11 protein-coding genes and 1 riboswitch are annotated in these 14,872 nt (G+C 65.9%); of the genes, 7 read left to right on the forward strand and 4 right to left on the reverse strand.

Annotated elements, in window-relative coordinates:
* Nucleotides 1-19 precede the first annotated feature (19 nt).
* Together VGM71_RS09110 and VGM71_RS09115 are read left to right on the forward strand one after the other, a co-directional pair.
* On the forward strand, nucleotides 20-466 hold the full coding sequence (locus VGM71_RS09110; protein WP_331544244.1) for a hypothetical protein: 447 nt from the start codon (nucleotides 20-22) through the stop codon (nucleotides 464-466).
* Nucleotides 463-1,242: an N-acetylmuramoyl-L-alanine amidase gene (locus tag VGM71_RS09115; protein WP_331544246.1), complete on the forward strand. Its 780-nt coding sequence runs from the start codon at nucleotides 463-465 to the stop codon at nucleotides 1,240-1,242. Before VGM71_RS09110 ends, VGM71_RS09115 begins: the two co-directional genes overlap by 4 nt.
* A gap of 44 nt (nucleotides 1,243-1,286) precedes the next feature.
* Here the strand turns inward: VGM71_RS09115 and ltaE are convergent, their stop codons facing one another.
* Nucleotides 1,287-2,306, reverse strand: coding sequence for a low-specificity L-threonine aldolase (ltaE, locus tag VGM71_RS09120; RefSeq protein ID WP_331544270.1), 1,020 nt, complete (start codon nucleotides 2,304-2,306; stop codon nucleotides 1,287-1,289).
* A gap of 91 nt (nucleotides 2,307-2,397) precedes the next feature.
* On the opposite strand from ltaE, the gene VGM71_RS09125 reads away from it, so the two are divergent.
* Together VGM71_RS09125 and VGM71_RS09130 are read left to right on the forward strand one after the other, a co-directional pair.
* Complete coding sequence (locus tag VGM71_RS09125) at nucleotides 2,398-2,907, forward strand: gluconokinase (protein ID WP_331544248.1); 510 nt, start codon at nucleotides 2,398-2,400, stop codon at nucleotides 2,905-2,907.
* 78 nt (nucleotides 2,908-2,985) lie between these two features.
* A complete protein-coding gene (locus VGM71_RS09130) occupies nucleotides 2,986-4,191 on the forward strand; it encodes an MFS transporter (protein ID WP_331544250.1) in 1,206 nt (401 codons plus the stop codon).
* A 53-nt stretch (nucleotides 4,192-4,244) separates the two neighbouring features.
* Here VGM71_RS09130 and VGM71_RS09135 read toward each other — a convergent pair whose 3' ends face one another.
* Together VGM71_RS09135 and VGM71_RS09140 are read right to left on the reverse strand one after the other, a co-directional pair.
* Nucleotides 4,245-5,927, reverse strand: coding sequence for a methyl-accepting chemotaxis protein (locus VGM71_RS09135; protein ID WP_331544252.1), 1,683 nt, complete (start codon nucleotides 5,925-5,927; stop codon nucleotides 4,245-4,247).
* 85 nt (nucleotides 5,928-6,012) lie between these two features.
* The gene (locus VGM71_RS09140) at nucleotides 6,013-8,562 is read right to left on the reverse strand and encodes a family 78 glycoside hydrolase catalytic domain (RefSeq protein WP_331544255.1); all 2,550 of its coding nucleotides are present in this window, start codon (nucleotides 8,560-8,562) and stop codon (nucleotides 6,013-6,015) included.
* A gap of 122 nt (nucleotides 8,563-8,684) precedes the next feature.
* On the opposite strand from VGM71_RS09140, the gene VGM71_RS09145 reads away from it, so the two are divergent.
* Both VGM71_RS09145 and VGM71_RS09150 read left to right on the forward strand, forming a co-directional pair.
* Nucleotides 8,685-9,119, forward strand: a complete 435-nt coding sequence (locus VGM71_RS09145) for a DUF2501 domain-containing protein (RefSeq protein ID WP_331544258.1) — start codon at nucleotides 8,685-8,687, stop codon at nucleotides 9,117-9,119.
* A 76-nt stretch (nucleotides 9,120-9,195) separates the two neighbouring features.
* Nucleotides 9,196-10,104, forward strand: coding sequence for an SDR family oxidoreductase (locus VGM71_RS09150; RefSeq protein WP_331544272.1), 909 nt, complete (start codon nucleotides 9,196-9,198; stop codon nucleotides 10,102-10,104).
* A gap of 107 nt (nucleotides 10,105-10,211) precedes the next feature.
* Here VGM71_RS09150 and VGM71_RS09155 read toward each other — a convergent pair whose 3' ends face one another.
* A complete protein-coding gene (locus VGM71_RS09155) occupies nucleotides 10,212-11,834 on the reverse strand; it encodes a response regulator (protein ID WP_331544260.1) in 1,623 nt (540 codons plus the stop codon).
* Nucleotides 11,835-11,987: 153 nt separating this feature from the next.
* A riboswitch (cobalamin riboswitch) is annotated at nucleotides 11,988-12,197 on the forward strand.
* A 153-nt stretch (nucleotides 12,198-12,350) separates the two neighbouring features.
* Between VGM71_RS09155 and VGM71_RS09160 the strand changes: the two genes are divergently transcribed.
* Entirely contained in the window at nucleotides 12,351-14,852 is a 2,502-nt protein-coding gene (locus VGM71_RS09160) for a ribonucleoside-diphosphate reductase subunit alpha (RefSeq protein ID WP_331544262.1), read from the forward strand.
* Nucleotides 14,853-14,872 lie beyond the last annotated feature (20 nt).

The following is a 14,872-nucleotide window of genomic DNA, read 5'->3' on the forward strand; positions in this document are numbered from 1 at the left end:
CCATCTGACGAGGTACGCCATGGAACAATGCGAGCTGGTCCCCGGTCGAGGCATTCGTCGCGACGCTACTGAAATCTTCTTCGGCATGCCGCGCACGAAGCTGCGCCAGGCACTCGACTACCAGGAGCCGCGTGGCGGCGATTCCATCTGGGACGACGAAGACGAGTACGCCGACCGCAACGGGGCCGAATGGCTGCGACTTCGCTTCCTCGACGACAAGCTCTGCGACATAGAGGTCCTCGGGGGGCACCTCGTCCATGAAGGCGTCGAGCTCTTGGCCACCGATCTCGAATCGCTTCGTCTCGCGCTGAAGCGCGGCGGCATGGCGCTGGAAAAAACCGAGTGGCTTTCCGAAGGCCACGACTGTGTCGACCTGCAGATCGTGGTGGCATCGCGCGACGACGCCGGCGATGCCGGGGACGAAATCGCCTGGGTCATCACCAGCAGCGACTTCCGCGTCGAGTGAAGCCGCTCGTCGCCATCGTGCGCCGCCTTGGCGTCATGGCCATCGTGGTGGCGCTGGCCGCACTTGCGGGCTGCGCCACCACACCGCGCGTCCCGCCGCAGCGCAGCCCGCTCGCCCACTGGGCGCCTTCGCCGAACTACAACGCGCGGAAGGCCCAGATCATCGTGTTGCACCACACCTCCATCGGCGATGCGAAGGAGTCGCTTCGCGTGCTGAGCACGCGCAACAGCGAAGGACAGGTTAGCGCCCATTATCTCGTTGAAGCCGATGGTCGCATCGACCAACTGGTGGACGACGCCGATCGCGCATGGCACGCCGGCGCTTCCAGCTGGGCAGGCATGAGTGACCTCAATTCGTCGTCCATCGGCATCGAGATCGATAACGACGGCGAATCGCCTTTCACCCAGCCGCAGATCCAGTCCCTGGTGAAGCTGCTCGCGGACCTCACCTCACGCCTGGGCATCCCGCGCGAGGCGGTGGTAGGGCATGGCGACATCGCGCCGGGGCGCAAGAACGACCCCAGCGCGCTGTTCCCGTGGGCCACGCTGGCCAGCTATGGCTTCGGCCTCTGGCCGGATACCGTGCTGATTCCGGCCCCGCCGGGCTTCGACAGCCTGGCGGCCATGCGCCTCGTCGGTTATGACGTGTCCAACCCGCGCGCGGCCATCGCCGCGTTCCATCGCCACTACCGGGCGATGGAGGGCGACACCCTCGACACGACGGATGCTGCGATCCTCTACTCACTGCAACGCAAGCTGATGGCGCCGCGCCCGTAGGAGCGCGCCCTGCGCGCGACATGTTTTCGCGTCGGTTACCGGGTTTACGCGCAATAGGCAAACGATGCGAAGGCGGCGATCGTCCGGTCGATCGCCGCATCGTCCACGTCCAGGTGGGTCACCATGCGGATCGACGGCAGGTAACCGATGCTGAGCTTCACGGCGTGCGCCGTCATGTGCGCGGCAAGATCTTTCAGGCGCGCTGCCGGCACGTCCACGAAGACCATGTTCGTGTGGCAGCCCTTTACCTCGAGTCCCTCGACCTTGCGCAGGCCTTCCGCCAGACGAGCGGCCCGCGCGTGGTCGTCGGCCAGCCGCTCCACGTGATGATCCAGCGCATGCATTGCCGCGGCGGCAAGCATGCCGGCCTGACGCCAGCCGCCACCGGCGACCTTGCGCCAGCGCCGCGCACGCTCGATCAGCGCGACATCGCCCAGCAACACGGAGCCGACCGGGGCCCCCAGCCCCTTCGACAGGCACACCGACACGCTGTCGAACAGCGCAGCCACATCGCGTGCCGGACAACCGTACGCGACCGCGGCGTTGTAGAGGCGGGCACCGTCAAGATGAAACCCGAGGCCTCGCCGGGATGCGAGTTCGCGCGCCTTCCTCTGGTACTCGAACGGCAGGGGGCGACCATGCCACGTGTTCTCCAGCGCGAGCAGGCGCGTGCGGGCGAAATGCGGATCCACCGGTTTGATCGATGCCTCTACCTTGTCCAGCGGCAGCGTGCCGTCGGCATCCTGGGTGATCGGCTGCGGCTGGATGGAACCCAGCACCGCGGCGCCACCTCCTTCGAAGCGATACGTATGCGCGTCCGCGCCCACGATGTATTCGTCGCCGCGCTCGCAATGGCTCATGAGCGCCAGCAGGTTGCTCTGCGTGCCAGTGGGCACGAACAGCGCCGCAGCGAAGCCGAGGTCGGCGGCGAGGCGCTCCTGCAGGGCGTTGACCGTGGGATCCTCGCCATACACGTCGTCGCCGACGGGCGCGCGGAGCATCGCTTCGCGCATGGCCTCGGTAGGCCGGGTGACGGTGTCGCTCCGCAGGTCGATCGTTTCCATGGGTACGTCGCGTTTCGAATAGGAGGTAAGCACCGATGGTAAACGATACCGTTCACGGTTCCGTGGCCTGCGCCACGGCAAGCTCGGTCGCATGATCACCATCGTCATGGGCGTGTCCGGCAGCGGCAAGAGCAGCATCGGCGAGGTGCTCGCCACGAGGCTCGGCCAGCCCTTCGTGGATGGCGACAACCTGCACCCGCCAGCCAACCTCGAAAAGATGGCCCGTGGGGTGGCGCTGGACGACACCGATCGCGGGCCCTGGCTGGAAGCCATCGTGGTCGAGATGGACAGGCACCGCGAGGCTGGGGAGTCGCTGGTGCTGGCCTGCTCCGCCCTCAAGCAGCGCTATCGCAATTTCCTGCGCTCCGGGCACGACGACGTGCGCTTCGTCTACCTGCGCGGCTCGCGCGAACTACTGGCCGGGCGGCTCGATCGGCGCGCGGGGCATTTCTTCGATCCGACGCTGCTCGACAGCCAGCTGGCAACGCTGGAGGAGCCCTCGGAAGACGAAGCGCTTCGGGTGGATATCGGGCTACCACCGGCGGAGATCGTGGAACGCATCATTCGGGCGAATTGTCACGAGAACCCGCAGACTGCGTAGGAACGCCCCCTACGGCAGTGGCCCCGCGGCGCGCCTCGTGTTCTCATATTGCTTCCCCAAGCCCCTCAGGACACCCCCATGCAAGCCCCCGTCGACGCGGCGCTGGACGGCCGTCGCGCGGACACGACCGTTTTCGGCGTGATCTTCGCGATCAGCTTCTCCCACCTCCTCAACGACATGATGCAGTCGCTGCTCCCGGCGATCTATCCGGGATTGAAAACGGATTTCCAGCTCGACTTCGGCCAGATCGGCCTCATCACCCTCACCTATCAGCTCACGGCGTCGATCCTGCAACCGCTCGTGGGCCTCTATGCCGACCGGCGGCCGACGCCGCTGGCGCTGCCTGCCGGCACGCTGTTCTCACTGGCAGGCCTGCTGGTGCTTTCGAAGGCGCATGCCTATCCGATCCTTCTGGTCGGCGCGGCCCTGCTGGGCATGGGCTCGTCGGTGTTCCACCCTGAATCCTCGCGCGTGGCGCGCATGGCTTCGGGCGGACGGCACGGGCTCGCGCAGTCGTTGTTCCAGGTGGGCGGCAACGCCGGCCAGGCGCTCGGCCCGCTCGCCGCCGCGCTCGTCGTCGTCCGCTGGGGCCAGTCGAGCCTCGCCTTTTTTGCGTTGCTGGCGCTGCTCTCCTGCGCGGTGCTGTGGAAGGTCAGCCAGTGGTACCGGCATCACGGCCTGCCGCGCCTGAAGACCGGCGGCGGCACCCACCACGATGCGGTGCCGGCCACCACCGAGGCACGACGTGGCATCGCCGTACTGCTCGCGCTCATCTTCTCGAAGTACGTCTATCTCGCCAGCCTGACCAGCTACTTCACCTTCTACCTGATCCATCGCTTCGGCGTGTCGGTGGAGAGCGCGCAGTACTATCTGTTCGCATTTCTAGGCGCGGTAGCGGTCGGCACGATCCTCGGCGGCCCGCTGGGCGATCGCTTCGGGCGCAAACACGTCATCTGGTTCTCGATCCTTGGCGCGTTGCCGTTCACGCTTCTGCTGCCGCACGCGAACCTGTTCTGGACGGCGCCCCTCGTGATCGTCATCGGACTGATCCTGGCATCGGCGTTCCCAGCGATCGTGGTGTTCGCGCAGGAACTGGTGCCGGGTAAGGTCGGGATGATTTCCGGGTTGTTCTTCGGCTTCTCGTTCGGCATGGGCGGCCTGGGTGCCGCGGTGCTCGGCGAACTGGCCGATCACATCGGTATCGAGGCCGTGTACTCGATCTGCGCGTTCCTGCCCGTCATCGGCTTGCTGGCGGCGTTGTTGCCGGACCCAAAGCACCGCTGACAGTGTAGGAGCGCGCAAGGCGTGCTCCTACACACACAGGGCACCGTTGCTTCTCAGGCAAATTCGGCCCAGGCATCCGTACCAGCCTTTGCCACCGTCTGCTGGCCGAACTTCAGGTCGTGAGCGGTGCGATCGGCGGTCTGGCGCGATCCCGGAACCTCGCCTTCGCCGTCCACGGTGAAGAACGCCACCTGCTCGCGCAGCAACTTCGCCTGGTCCTGCATCGACTTCGCGGCGGCGGCGGCCTCTTCCACCAACGCGGCGTTCTCCTGGGTCACCTGGTCGATCTGCGCGATCGCAAGGTTCACCTGATCGACACCGGACGACTGCTCGGCACTCGCCGCGGCGATTTCCGCAACGATGTCGGTCACCTTCTTCACGCTGTCCACGATGTCGCGCAGCGCAAGCGACGACTGCTCCACCAGCTCGGTGCCCGCTTCGACGCGTTCGCTGCTCTCGGCGATGAGTCCCTTGATTTCGCGCGAGGCCGCGGCACTGGACTGTGCGAGACGACGTACTTCCGCGGCCACCACGGCGAAGCCGCGGCCCTGCTCGCCCGCCCGCGCCGCTTCCACCGCCGCGTTGAGTGCCAACAGGTTGGTCTGGAAGGCGATGTCGTCGATGAGGCCGACGATGTCGCCGATGCGCCGGCTCGAATCGCCTATCTGCTGCATGGCGCCCATCGCCTGCGCGACTACCGATCCGCCTTTCTCCGCCTCGCCGCGCGCGTGGCGCGACAGTCTGTCCGCGGCCAGCGCGTTGTCCGCATTCTGACGAACGGTGGCGGTCATTTCTTCCATCGACGCGGCAGTTTCTTCCAGGCTGGACGCCTGTTCCTGCGTGCGATGGGAGAGGTCGTCGTTGCCGCGGGCGATTTCGCTCGACGTCGTGGAAACCACATGCGCGCCCTCCTGCACCTCGGTGACGATGGAGGCAAGGGTGCCGCGCATGCGCTCCAGCGCGCCTAGCAGGCTCTGCGGCGCATAAGCCGCCGAGTCGTCGAGGCGGAGGTCGCCACTGGCAATGCGGCCGGCGATTTCCACCGCGTCGCGCGGTTCGCCACCGACGGTCGCGCGGATGCTGCTCATGGAGAACCACACGATGAAGAGCGCGAGCAGGGCAATGGCACCCGACTTCAGCAGATTACTCTCCATCTGCACCTTGAAGTTGGTGTCGATGTCCTCGAAGTACGCACCGGTGACAAAGTGCAGGTCCCACGGCTTGTACCAGGTGGAATAGCTGATCTTGTCACGCAGTTCTTTCGTCTTGGGCATGATCTGCGTGTAGCGGGTCATGCCGTGGCCGTCCTTGCCGTCGGCGGCAAGCATGGCCTGGTAGTGATGGAAGCCCCTGCCGTCGAGGTCGTTGCTGATGTTCTTGCCGACGTCGGAATGGCGCAGCGGATGCATGCGCATCGTCAGCGACGAATCGAAGGCGAAGACGTAGCCCGAGCCGTCGGCCCAGCGCAACGCCTCGATGTCCTGGAGCGCCTCGGCCCTGGCCTTGTCCGCGCTCATCTCGCCTTTTTCGGCGCGCACCCGGAAGCTCTCGGCAATGGCCGCGGCCGCTGTCACATGTTGCGCGAGCGTGTCTTCCAGCCTGTGCATCTGCACCCGCCGGCTTTCGACGCCCGACATGACCGTCTGGGCCACCAGGCCCAGCACGACCACGGCCATCACCATCCACACGCGTGTATTGAGCCGCGTGCGTCCGAACCAGTTCATTACCGCCGACATCGCCATCACCCTCGGTGTTAACCCCATAGGGCTTTAACGGCAGGGAAAGTCAAGACTTTACGAAACCGTCAAGGTACAGCGATGGTCAGGGAGCGGAGATGCGGTGCCGGCCGGACTCCAGCACACGCTCCGGTGCTCCCGGCAGGATGACGACCGCCTCGGTCCCGACGGGCACCACCACCTCGGCTTCCACCTTTCCGCTGCCCTTTCGCCAGGCCACCGAAGCCTCGCCATAAGGGGTCATCACGGCCGCCGAGGCCCGGTCGAGGAAGGCCGTGAACAAAGGGCGCACCTCGAAACGGCGCCAGCCCGGCTCTAGCGGGCGCAGGCCGGCGACGTCTTCATAGAGCCAATCGTCGAGGGTGCCGAGGAAATAGTGGCCGCGGGATCGGGACGCGAGCTTCCAATGCTCCCACAGGCTGGTGGCACCGTTGGCGCGCCAGAAACCCCAACTGGGGAACGTCGTCTGGGTCGCGATGGCCCAGGCCTCGCCAGCATGGCCAGTGGCCGTGAGCACCGGCAGGATGACTTTCGTGGCCAGGGCACCGGTATCCAGGTGGTCGCCTCGAGCCCTTGCATCGGCGGCCACGCCGGCCGCCACCTTTCCGGCAAGATCCGCCGGCACCATGCCGAAGGACAGCGCCAGCAGGTTATGCGCCTGCCGGTAACCCTTGTCGCCCTCGCCTCGGTAGCGTGCGGCGGCGCGGTCGAGGAATCGCGCGTTGAACGCTTCCCGGACCGCGTCGGCACGCTGGTCGAACCACGTCGCGCGCGTGTCGTTGCCGACGAGGCGCAGCATGTCGGCTGTCCTTCGCTGCATGCCGTAGAGGTACGCAGTGGCTGCGACACGCTTGTCCTCCGGGGCGTTCTCGCCACCGGGATCGGTTTCGGGACTTACCCAATCGCCAAGTTCAGTGTCGGCGATGCCACCCGGCGAACGCGCATCCTCCATCGCCACATAACGGTCGATGCCCGCGATGTGTTCCTCGATCGGCCGCCTGTCGCCCGTGTACATCCACAACGACCAGGGAATGAACACATAAGCGGAATGCCAGGTGGGGGCGCGAACCTTGCCCCAGCCGGGATTTGGCGCGATCAGCAGGGGCGCGCCGTCGGCATGGCGCGTATCGGCGATGTCGCGCAGCCATTTCGCGAACAGGCGCCCCGCGTCGAAGTTGCGCAGGAACATGTCCGCGCCCAGCATGCCGTCGCCCGTCCAGCCGTTCTTCTCGTACATCGGCGTGTCGGTAGGGATGCCGTACAGATTGTTCAGCATGGTGTCGACGGTGGCGCGATGGATCCAGTCGAGCAGCGCGTTCGAACTGTCGAAGCGCCCGGTGACGGCGACGTCGGTATGGATCACCTGCGCGCGCACCGCGTCAGGCGCAGGCTTGCCATTCGGCCAGCCGTCCACCTGCACGTAGCGGTAGCCCTTATAGGAGAAACGAGGATGCCAGCGCAGCCTGCCGCCTGCCAGAATCAGGCGGTCGGTCTGGAAGCCATCCTTGAAGTAATGGTGTTCGTCGCGCGCGTCGACGGTGCCATCGGGGAGCAGCTTCTCCCCATAGTGCGCGATGATCGTGGTCCCGGCGGGACCGCTGACGTCGAAACTCGCCCAACCGGCGATCACGCGCGGAAAGGCGAACACGTATGTGCCCGGCCTCGGCTCGGTTATCGCCGTGGGGGCAAGTGTCTCGACGACGCGGATGGGCTGCTCCGTCTGCGCGACCAGCTTGCCGCGCGGCGCCGGGAGTTCGGTCGCTGGCTTCCAGTCCCGGGGCGTCGCCTGGCGCGCATCGAAAGTCTCGCCGCCATAAAGGTCGTCGCGACGCGTGGGGCCGTCCGTCACCTGCCAACTTGCATCACTGACGACATCCTGTGTGCGGCCATCCTCATACCGCATGCGCAGCAACACGCGCATGCGGGGCCGTCCATGCCAGGGCGCGCGCTCCCAATGCCAGACGTTACGGTTCGTAAGGCCGTAGAAGCCGCGACCGAGTTCGGCGCCGAGCACATGTTCGCCGGGGCCGGGCTTCACCTCGGTGGCGACCACTTCCAGGCGCTTATCGTAATCGGTGAAGCCGGGCGACAACACCGCGTCGTTTACAGGCTTGCCATCCATCGAGAGGTTCGCGTAGCCACCGGCCGCGACATAGAGCATGGCGCGCGCGACCTTGCCCTCGACCCGGAACGTCTTGCGCAACAACGGGGCGGGAAGCGTGTCGTCGCCCTTGCCGATCCAGCGCGCGCCACGCCAGCCGGCGACGTCGAGCGAGGTATCGAAGCGCGACGAGGCGGTGGCGTCGCCATCGGATGTGCGTACGTTCACGCGCCAGTCGTAGCGTTCGCCAGCGGCCAGTGCCGGTCCGCCGTAGGCGACGTCGAAGGAGCGATCGCTGTCGGTCCACCCGCTGTCCCATACGGCGTCGCCTTGCCGGGATACCACGACGCGATAACCCGTCTGCACGATGCCGTTGGTGTCGTCGTGGACGATCCACGAGAAACGTGGGTTGGCCACATCTACATAAGTGGGTTCGTCGCTGTGCTCGACGCGTGGCGAGTCGACGGTGACCGCCGCGTCGGCGAGTGGAACGACGCACAGCAGTGCGCAGGCGAGAAGGCGGCGTGCGTGCAATGAAACGGCCTTTGCTTCGGGTGGGACAAGCCCGAGGATAGCGCGAGGCCGGACCGGTCCTTACATCCGTCTAACACCCGAGGGTTTATCCCTGCCCCACCGTCGAACCCCGGAGCCATGTCATGAAGACCTTCCTCGCCGCTATCGCCCTCGCCGCCGCCGTGACCGCCACACCCGCCTCCGCCGCGCAACTCGACAGCCTCAAGGGCCTGATGGGCGGCGGCAGCAGCTCGCTCACGTCCGGGACGGCGGGGAACGCCGCGGGCATCCTGCAGTACTGCATGACCAACAACTACCTCGGCGGCGAGAGCGGGGCCGCGGGCGTGAAGGACAAGCTGCTCGGCAGCCTGGGCGGCAAGTCGCAGGAAACAGCCACCCACGACAAGGGCTACCTCGAAGGGGCCAAGGGTCTGCTTAAATCGAGCAGCGGCAAGACGCTGGATATTTCAGGTGGCGGTGGTGCAGGCGACAGCGGCGACCTCAAGTCGCAACTCACACGCAAAGCGTGCGACGCGGTGCTGAAGCAGGGTCAGAAGATGATCGGCATGGGCTCGTGACATAACGCGGCGTGGACGGGACATGGACGTCCCGCTCCGTAAACAGGAAGGCCACTCCCCACGCGAGAACCTTCCCATGGCAAACGCCGCCAGCAAAGACCCGTACGCCATGCGCGATCCGCGCACGCAGTATCCACGGCCGGACTTCGCCAAGCAGCCACAGCCCGCACCGGGCTTGGCGAAGGAAATGGTGCCGAAGCCGGACCACGGCGAAACCAGCTATCGAGGCAATGGCCGCCTCCAGGGGCGCAAGGCGCTGGTGACCGGCGGCGATTCCGGCATCGGCCGCGCCGCCGCCATCGCGTTCGCGCGCGAGGGTGCGGACGTGGTCATCAATTACCTGCCTTCGGAGCAAAAGGATGCCGACGAAGTCATCGCGTTGCTGAAGGGCGAAGGCTGCAAGATCGCCGGTATTCCCGGCGACCTGAAAGACGAGGCGTTCTGCAAGGAACTGGTCGACAGGGCGGTGAAGGAGCTGGGCGGGCTCGACATCCTGGCCAACGTCGCCGGACGCCAGCAGTTCGCGAAGTCCATCGACGAACTGGACACCGCCGCGTTCGAAGCCACCTTTCGCACGAATGTCTTCGCGCTGTTCTGGCTGACCAAGGAAGCCATGCCGCACATGCCGCCGGGCGCGGCGATCGTCAACACCGCGTCGATACAGGCGTACGAGCCGTCCGACATCCTGCTCGACTACGCCCCGACCAAGGCGGCCATCGTGGCCTTCACGAAATCGCTGGCGAAGCAGGCCGCGGAGAAAGGCATCCGCGTGAATGCCGTGGCTCCGGGACCCGTGTGGACCCCGCTGCAGCCCAGCGGCGGCCAGCCGCAGGACAAAGTGGTGGAATTCGGCAAGAACGTGCCGCTTGGACGTCCGGGCCAGCCTGTCGAGTGCGCGCCGGTGTATGTGCTGCTGGCGAGCCAGGAGGCGAGCTTCATCACCGGCGAAACGTATGGGGTGACGGGCGGGCATATGTTGCCCTAGCCGACCATTCTCGTTGTAGGAGCGCGCCTGCGCGCGACAGCTTTTGAGGCCTTGAGCCACAGGGCCTGCTGCTCTTTGCGAAAAACTGTCGCGCGCAGGGCGCGCTCCTACCGGCGCGCAATACGCCCTATGGCTTCCATCAGGTCCGCCACGCCATAAGGCTTCACGATGATTGCCGTGCGCTCATCGCGCCGCACGCCATTGGCGGTGTGGTCACCGGTGGCGTAGAGCACGGGCAGGTCCGGCTGCGTCTCGCGCATCTTCGCCGCCACTTCCACGCCATTCATGCCGGGCAGGCCCACGTCGGCGAGCAATACGTCGATCGGCTGCGAGGCATGCACGCGCAGGGCCTCGTTGCCGTCGCCGGCCTCGAACACCACGTGGCCGCGGCTTTCCAGCATCTCGCTGATCGACATGCGGATCAGCGCATCGTCCTCGACCACGAGCACGCGGAGCGGCTTCGTCGCGCGCAGTGGCGCAACCGCGGACGACCCCCCGGTGGGAACGGCTTTCCGGGATTTGTCCGCAAGCACATGGCGCACGCGGCGGGCAAGCTGGTCCCGCGTATAAGGTTTGCTGAGGAGTTCGACGCCATCGTCCAGGCGACCGCCATGGACGATGGCGTTCTCCGTATAGCCCGACGTGAACAGCACCGCCATGCCCGGCTGGCGTTCGCTGGCCTTGCGCGCGAGCTCGGGACTGCGCAGCGGACCGGGCATCACCACGTCGGTGAACAGCAGGTCGATGGCGATGCCGCTTTCGATGATGGACAGGGCGCTTTCCGCATCGCGCGCCTTCAGCACGCGGTAACCGAGGTCACCGAGCATGGCCACGACCGTCTCGCGAACGGCGTCGTCGTCTTCCACCACGAGGATGGTCTCGTCGCCGCCGCGAAGGTCTTCTTCCTCGATATCCACGATACGGTCCTCGCTCTGCGTCGAACGCGGCAGGTAGATCTTAACCGTGGTGCCGTCTCCCGGCTCACTGTATATCTTCACGTGGCCGCCGGACTGCTTCACGAAGCCGTAAACCATCGACAGGCCCAGGCCCGTGCCCTGCCCCTCCGGCTTGGTGGTGAAGAACGGCTCGAAGACCTGGTCGAGGATGTCCGGCGCGATGCCGCTACCCGTGTCGGTTACCGCGATCATCACGTATTGGCCGGGACGCAGGTCGCCGTGCGCGGTCGCATAGACGGTATCCAGAAGGGCGTTACCGGCCTCGATGGTGAGCCGGCCCCGGCCGAGCATGGCATCGCGGGCGTTGATGGCCAGGTTGAGCAGGGCGTTTTCGACATTCCCCGGGTCGACCAGCGTGTTCCAGAGCCCTCCGGCGACTACCGTCTCCACCTCGATCTCCTCCCCGAGCGTGCGACGCAGGAGGTCGTCCATGTCACGGACGAAGCGGCCGATGTTCACCACCTTGGGCGCCAGCGGCTGGCGCCGGCCGAAGGCCAGCAGCTGCGCCGCCAGCTTGGTGCCACGGCTGACGCCGGCCATCGCATTGGCGAGGCGCCGTTCGGCACGGGCGTTTCCGGCCACGTCGGTCGCGAGCAACTGGAGGTTGCCGCTGATGACCTGCAACAGGTTGTTGAAATCGTGGGCGACGCCACCCGTGAGCTTGCCGATGGCATCCATCTTTTGCGCCTGGCGCAACTGGTCCTGGGTGAACCCGGCGGCCAGTTCGTCGCCTCTGTCGCCGTTCTCGGCGGGTTGCACGGTGGAAGGTGACATCGGCCCCTGGGATGTGTGTCGGCTGGGCGCAGATTCTATCGTCGGAACCTCGGGGTCTTGGTGTAGGCGATCTTCACGCCGGGTGGTCCCCCTCGCAGCGTAAGCTTCCAGCCCGATCCACTAGATATAGTGTTGACCACTCGATCAGAGGCCTATATCGTGTGTCCGGCTGGTGTCCGGAGAGGCGCGACTGCCCGTCGGACTTAATAGGGAATCCGGTGAGAATCCGGAACTGCCCCGCAGCGGTAAGTGGAAACGACCCCGTTCATTGCACTGGTCCTCCGCGACTGGGAAGCGACGGGTAGGCAAGGCCTTCGGGCCGCGTCCACGAGTCCGAAGACCTGCCAGCAATCGGTGCCTGATCGGCGCCGATTGCAGTGACGGCTTCCGCGGGGAGGCGCGTCGCGGACGGGAGCCGTTTCCACGCGCCCCGTCCCGGCCCGTCCCGCGTCGCCGTCACTTCGAGCCCCGTCCGAGGGAACGGGAGTTTGAACCTGGCCCTGGGGCACGCCACACATGACCACGATGGATTCCGCCGCGCGCGAGCGCACCGAGACGGCCGACGCCGCCACCTCCACCCTCACTGCCCAAAAAGCGCCCGCTGCCGGCTACCGCAACGATGCCCCGCACGCCTTCGCCCTGACGCCACCGCACCACCCCGGCCAGATGCGCGTGACCAAGCGCAACAGCGGCCAGGAAGCGGTCGACGTGAACAAGATCGTGCGCGCGGTGACGCGCAGCGCCGATGGGCTTTACGCCGTCGACCCGATGCGCGTGGCGCTGAAGACGATCGGCGGCCTCTACGACGGCGCCACCACACAGGAACTCGACCAGCTCTCCATCCGCACCGCCGCGGCGCTCACCGCCGAAGAACCGGAATACGGCCAGCTGGCGGCCCGCCTGCTCGCCGCCTTCGTCGACAAGGAAGTATCAGGCCAGGATATCCATTCCTTCTCGCAGTCGATCGCTACCGGCTTCGAACTGGGCATCCTCAACGAGCGCCTGCGTGATTTCGTGCAGGTGAACGCACGCAAGCTCAACGACGCGATCGACATGCGTGCCTCGCGCCGCTTCGAATACTTCGGCCTGCGCACGGTCTACGACCGCTACCTGCTGCGCCATCCGACGAAGCGCTTCGTCATCGAGACGCCGCAGTACTTCTTCATGCGCATCGCCTGCGCGCTCGGCGGCAACGACGTGGCCGAGACGCTGGAGTTGTACCGCATGCTTTCGTCGCTGGAATACCTCGCCAGCTCGCCCACGCTGTTCAACGCCGGCACCGCGCACGAGCAGCTGTCTTCCTGCTTCCTTCTCGATTCGCCGCAGGACGCGCTGGAATCCATCTATGCCAAGTACGGCGACGTGGCCCAGTTGTCGAAGTTCGCTGGCGGCATCGGGCTTGCCTATTCGCGTATCCGCTCGCGCGGCTCCCTCATCAAGGGCACTAACGGGCATTCCAATGGCCTCGTTCCCTGGCTGAAGACGCTCGATGCGTCGGTGGCCGCGGTGAACCAGGGCGGCAAGCGCAAGGGCGCGGCCTGCGTGTACCTGGAATCGTGGCACGCCGACATCGAGGAATTCCTCGAACTGCGCGAGAACACCGGCGACGACGCACGCCGCACGCATAACCTCAATCTTGCCAACTGGGTGCCGGACCTGTTCATGCGCCGCGTGGAGGCCGACGGCGACTGGTCGCTGTTCGACCCGAAGATCGTGCCGCATTTCGTCGACACCTGGGGCGACGCTTTCGAGGTCGCCTATGAGAAGGCCGAAGCGGAAGGCCTTGCCGCGAAAACAATCAAGGCGCGCGAACTCTATGCGCGCATGCTGCGCTCGCTGGCGCAGACAGGCAATGGCTGGATGACCTTCAAGGACCGTTCCAACGCGACCAGCAACCAGACGGCGTTGCCGCAGAACGTGATCCACCTGTCGAACCTGTGCACCGAGATCCTCGAGGTAACCAGCGAGAACGAAACCGCAGTGTGCAACCTCGGCTCGATCAACCTCGCCCGCCACATGGTGGACGGACAACTCGACTACGACAAGCTGGCCACGACCGTACGCACCGCGGTGCGCCAGCTCAACCGGGTGATCGATCTCAACTTCTATCCGATCGCCACGGCGAAGACGGCGAACATGAAGTGGCGTCCGGTCGGACTCGGCGTGATGGGCCTGCAGGACGTCTTCTTCAAGCTGCGCCTGCCGTTCGATTCGGACGAGGCGCGTGCGCTGTCCACACGCATCGCCGAGGAGATCTACTTCCACGCGCTGTCGATGTCCAACGAGATCGCCGAGCGCGATGGTGCCCATCCGGGCTTCGAGGAGAGCCGCGCGGCTAACGGCGAATTGCAGTTCGATTACTGGCCGGCAGCGACGCCGACCGGCAAGGATGCGCACTGGGCCGAACTGCGCGAGAAGATCAGGGCGAAGGGCCTGCGCAACTCGCTTTTGATCGCCATCGCGCCCACGGCGACCATCGCCTCCATCGCCGGCTGCTACGAGTGCATCGAGCCGCAGGTGTCGAACCTGTTCAAGCGCGAGACGCTGTCTGGCGACTTCCTCGTGGTGAACCGATACCTCGTGGAAGAACTGAAGACACTGGGCCTGTGGACCGCCGAAGTGCGAGACCAGATCAAGCTCGCGGAGGGCTCGGTGCAGGGTATCGCCGCCATTCCCGCGGAACTGCGTGCCGTCTACCGTACCACCTGGGAATTGCCGCAGAAGGCGTTGATCGATCTTGCCGCGGCACGCGGCGCGTACATCGACCAGAGCCAGTCGCTGAACCTGTTCATGGAAAACCCGAACATAGGACAGCTGTCCTCCATGTACATGTACGCCTGGAAGGCAGGCATCAAGACGACGTATTACCTGCGCTCGCGTCCGGCCACGCGCATCGCGAAGACCACGGTGAGTTCGGCTGTCGCCGCGCCTGCGCCGGTCGCCGATGCCCAGGAACAAGCCGAAGCCGCCGTGTTCTGCTCACTGGAAAATCCCGAGTACTGCGAAGCCTGCCAATAAAGCCTACGTGTAGGAGCGCG

Origin of the sequence: Luteibacter sp., from assembly GCF_036499525.1 — a bacterium.
GTDB lineage: Bacteria > Pseudomonadota > Gammaproteobacteria > Xanthomonadales > Rhodanobacteraceae > Luteibacter.

Coding starts and splice junctions, on each gene's coding strand:
- VGM71_RS09130 (WP_331544250.1), top strand. CDS start 2,986: ATGCAAGCCCCCGTCGACGCGGCGCTGGACGGCCGTCGCGCGGACACG.
- ltaE (WP_331544270.1), bottom strand. CDS start 2,306: ATGGAAACGATCGACCTGCGGAGCGACACCGTCACCCGGCCTACCGAG.
- VGM71_RS09135 (WP_331544252.1), bottom strand. CDS start 5,927: ATGTCGGCGGTAATGAACTGGTTCGGACGCACGCGGCTCAATACACGC.
- VGM71_RS09160 (WP_331544262.1), top strand. CDS start 12,351: ATGACCACGATGGATTCCGCCGCGCGCGAGCGCACCGAGACGGCCGAC.
- VGM71_RS09125 (WP_331544248.1), top strand. CDS start 2,398: ATGATCACCATCGTCATGGGCGTGTCCGGCAGCGGCAAGAGCAGCATC.
- VGM71_RS09110 (WP_331544244.1), top strand. CDS start 20: ATGGAACAATGCGAGCTGGTCCCCGGTCGAGGCATTCGTCGCGACGCT.
- VGM71_RS09155 (WP_331544260.1), bottom strand. CDS start 11,834: ATGTCACCTTCCACCGTGCAACCCGCCGAGAACGGCGACAGAGGCGAC.
- VGM71_RS09150 (WP_331544272.1), top strand. CDS start 9,196: ATGGCAAACGCCGCCAGCAAAGACCCGTACGCCATGCGCGATCCGCGC.
- VGM71_RS09145 (WP_331544258.1), top strand. CDS start 8,685: ATGAAGACCTTCCTCGCCGCTATCGCCCTCGCCGCCGCCGTGACCGCC.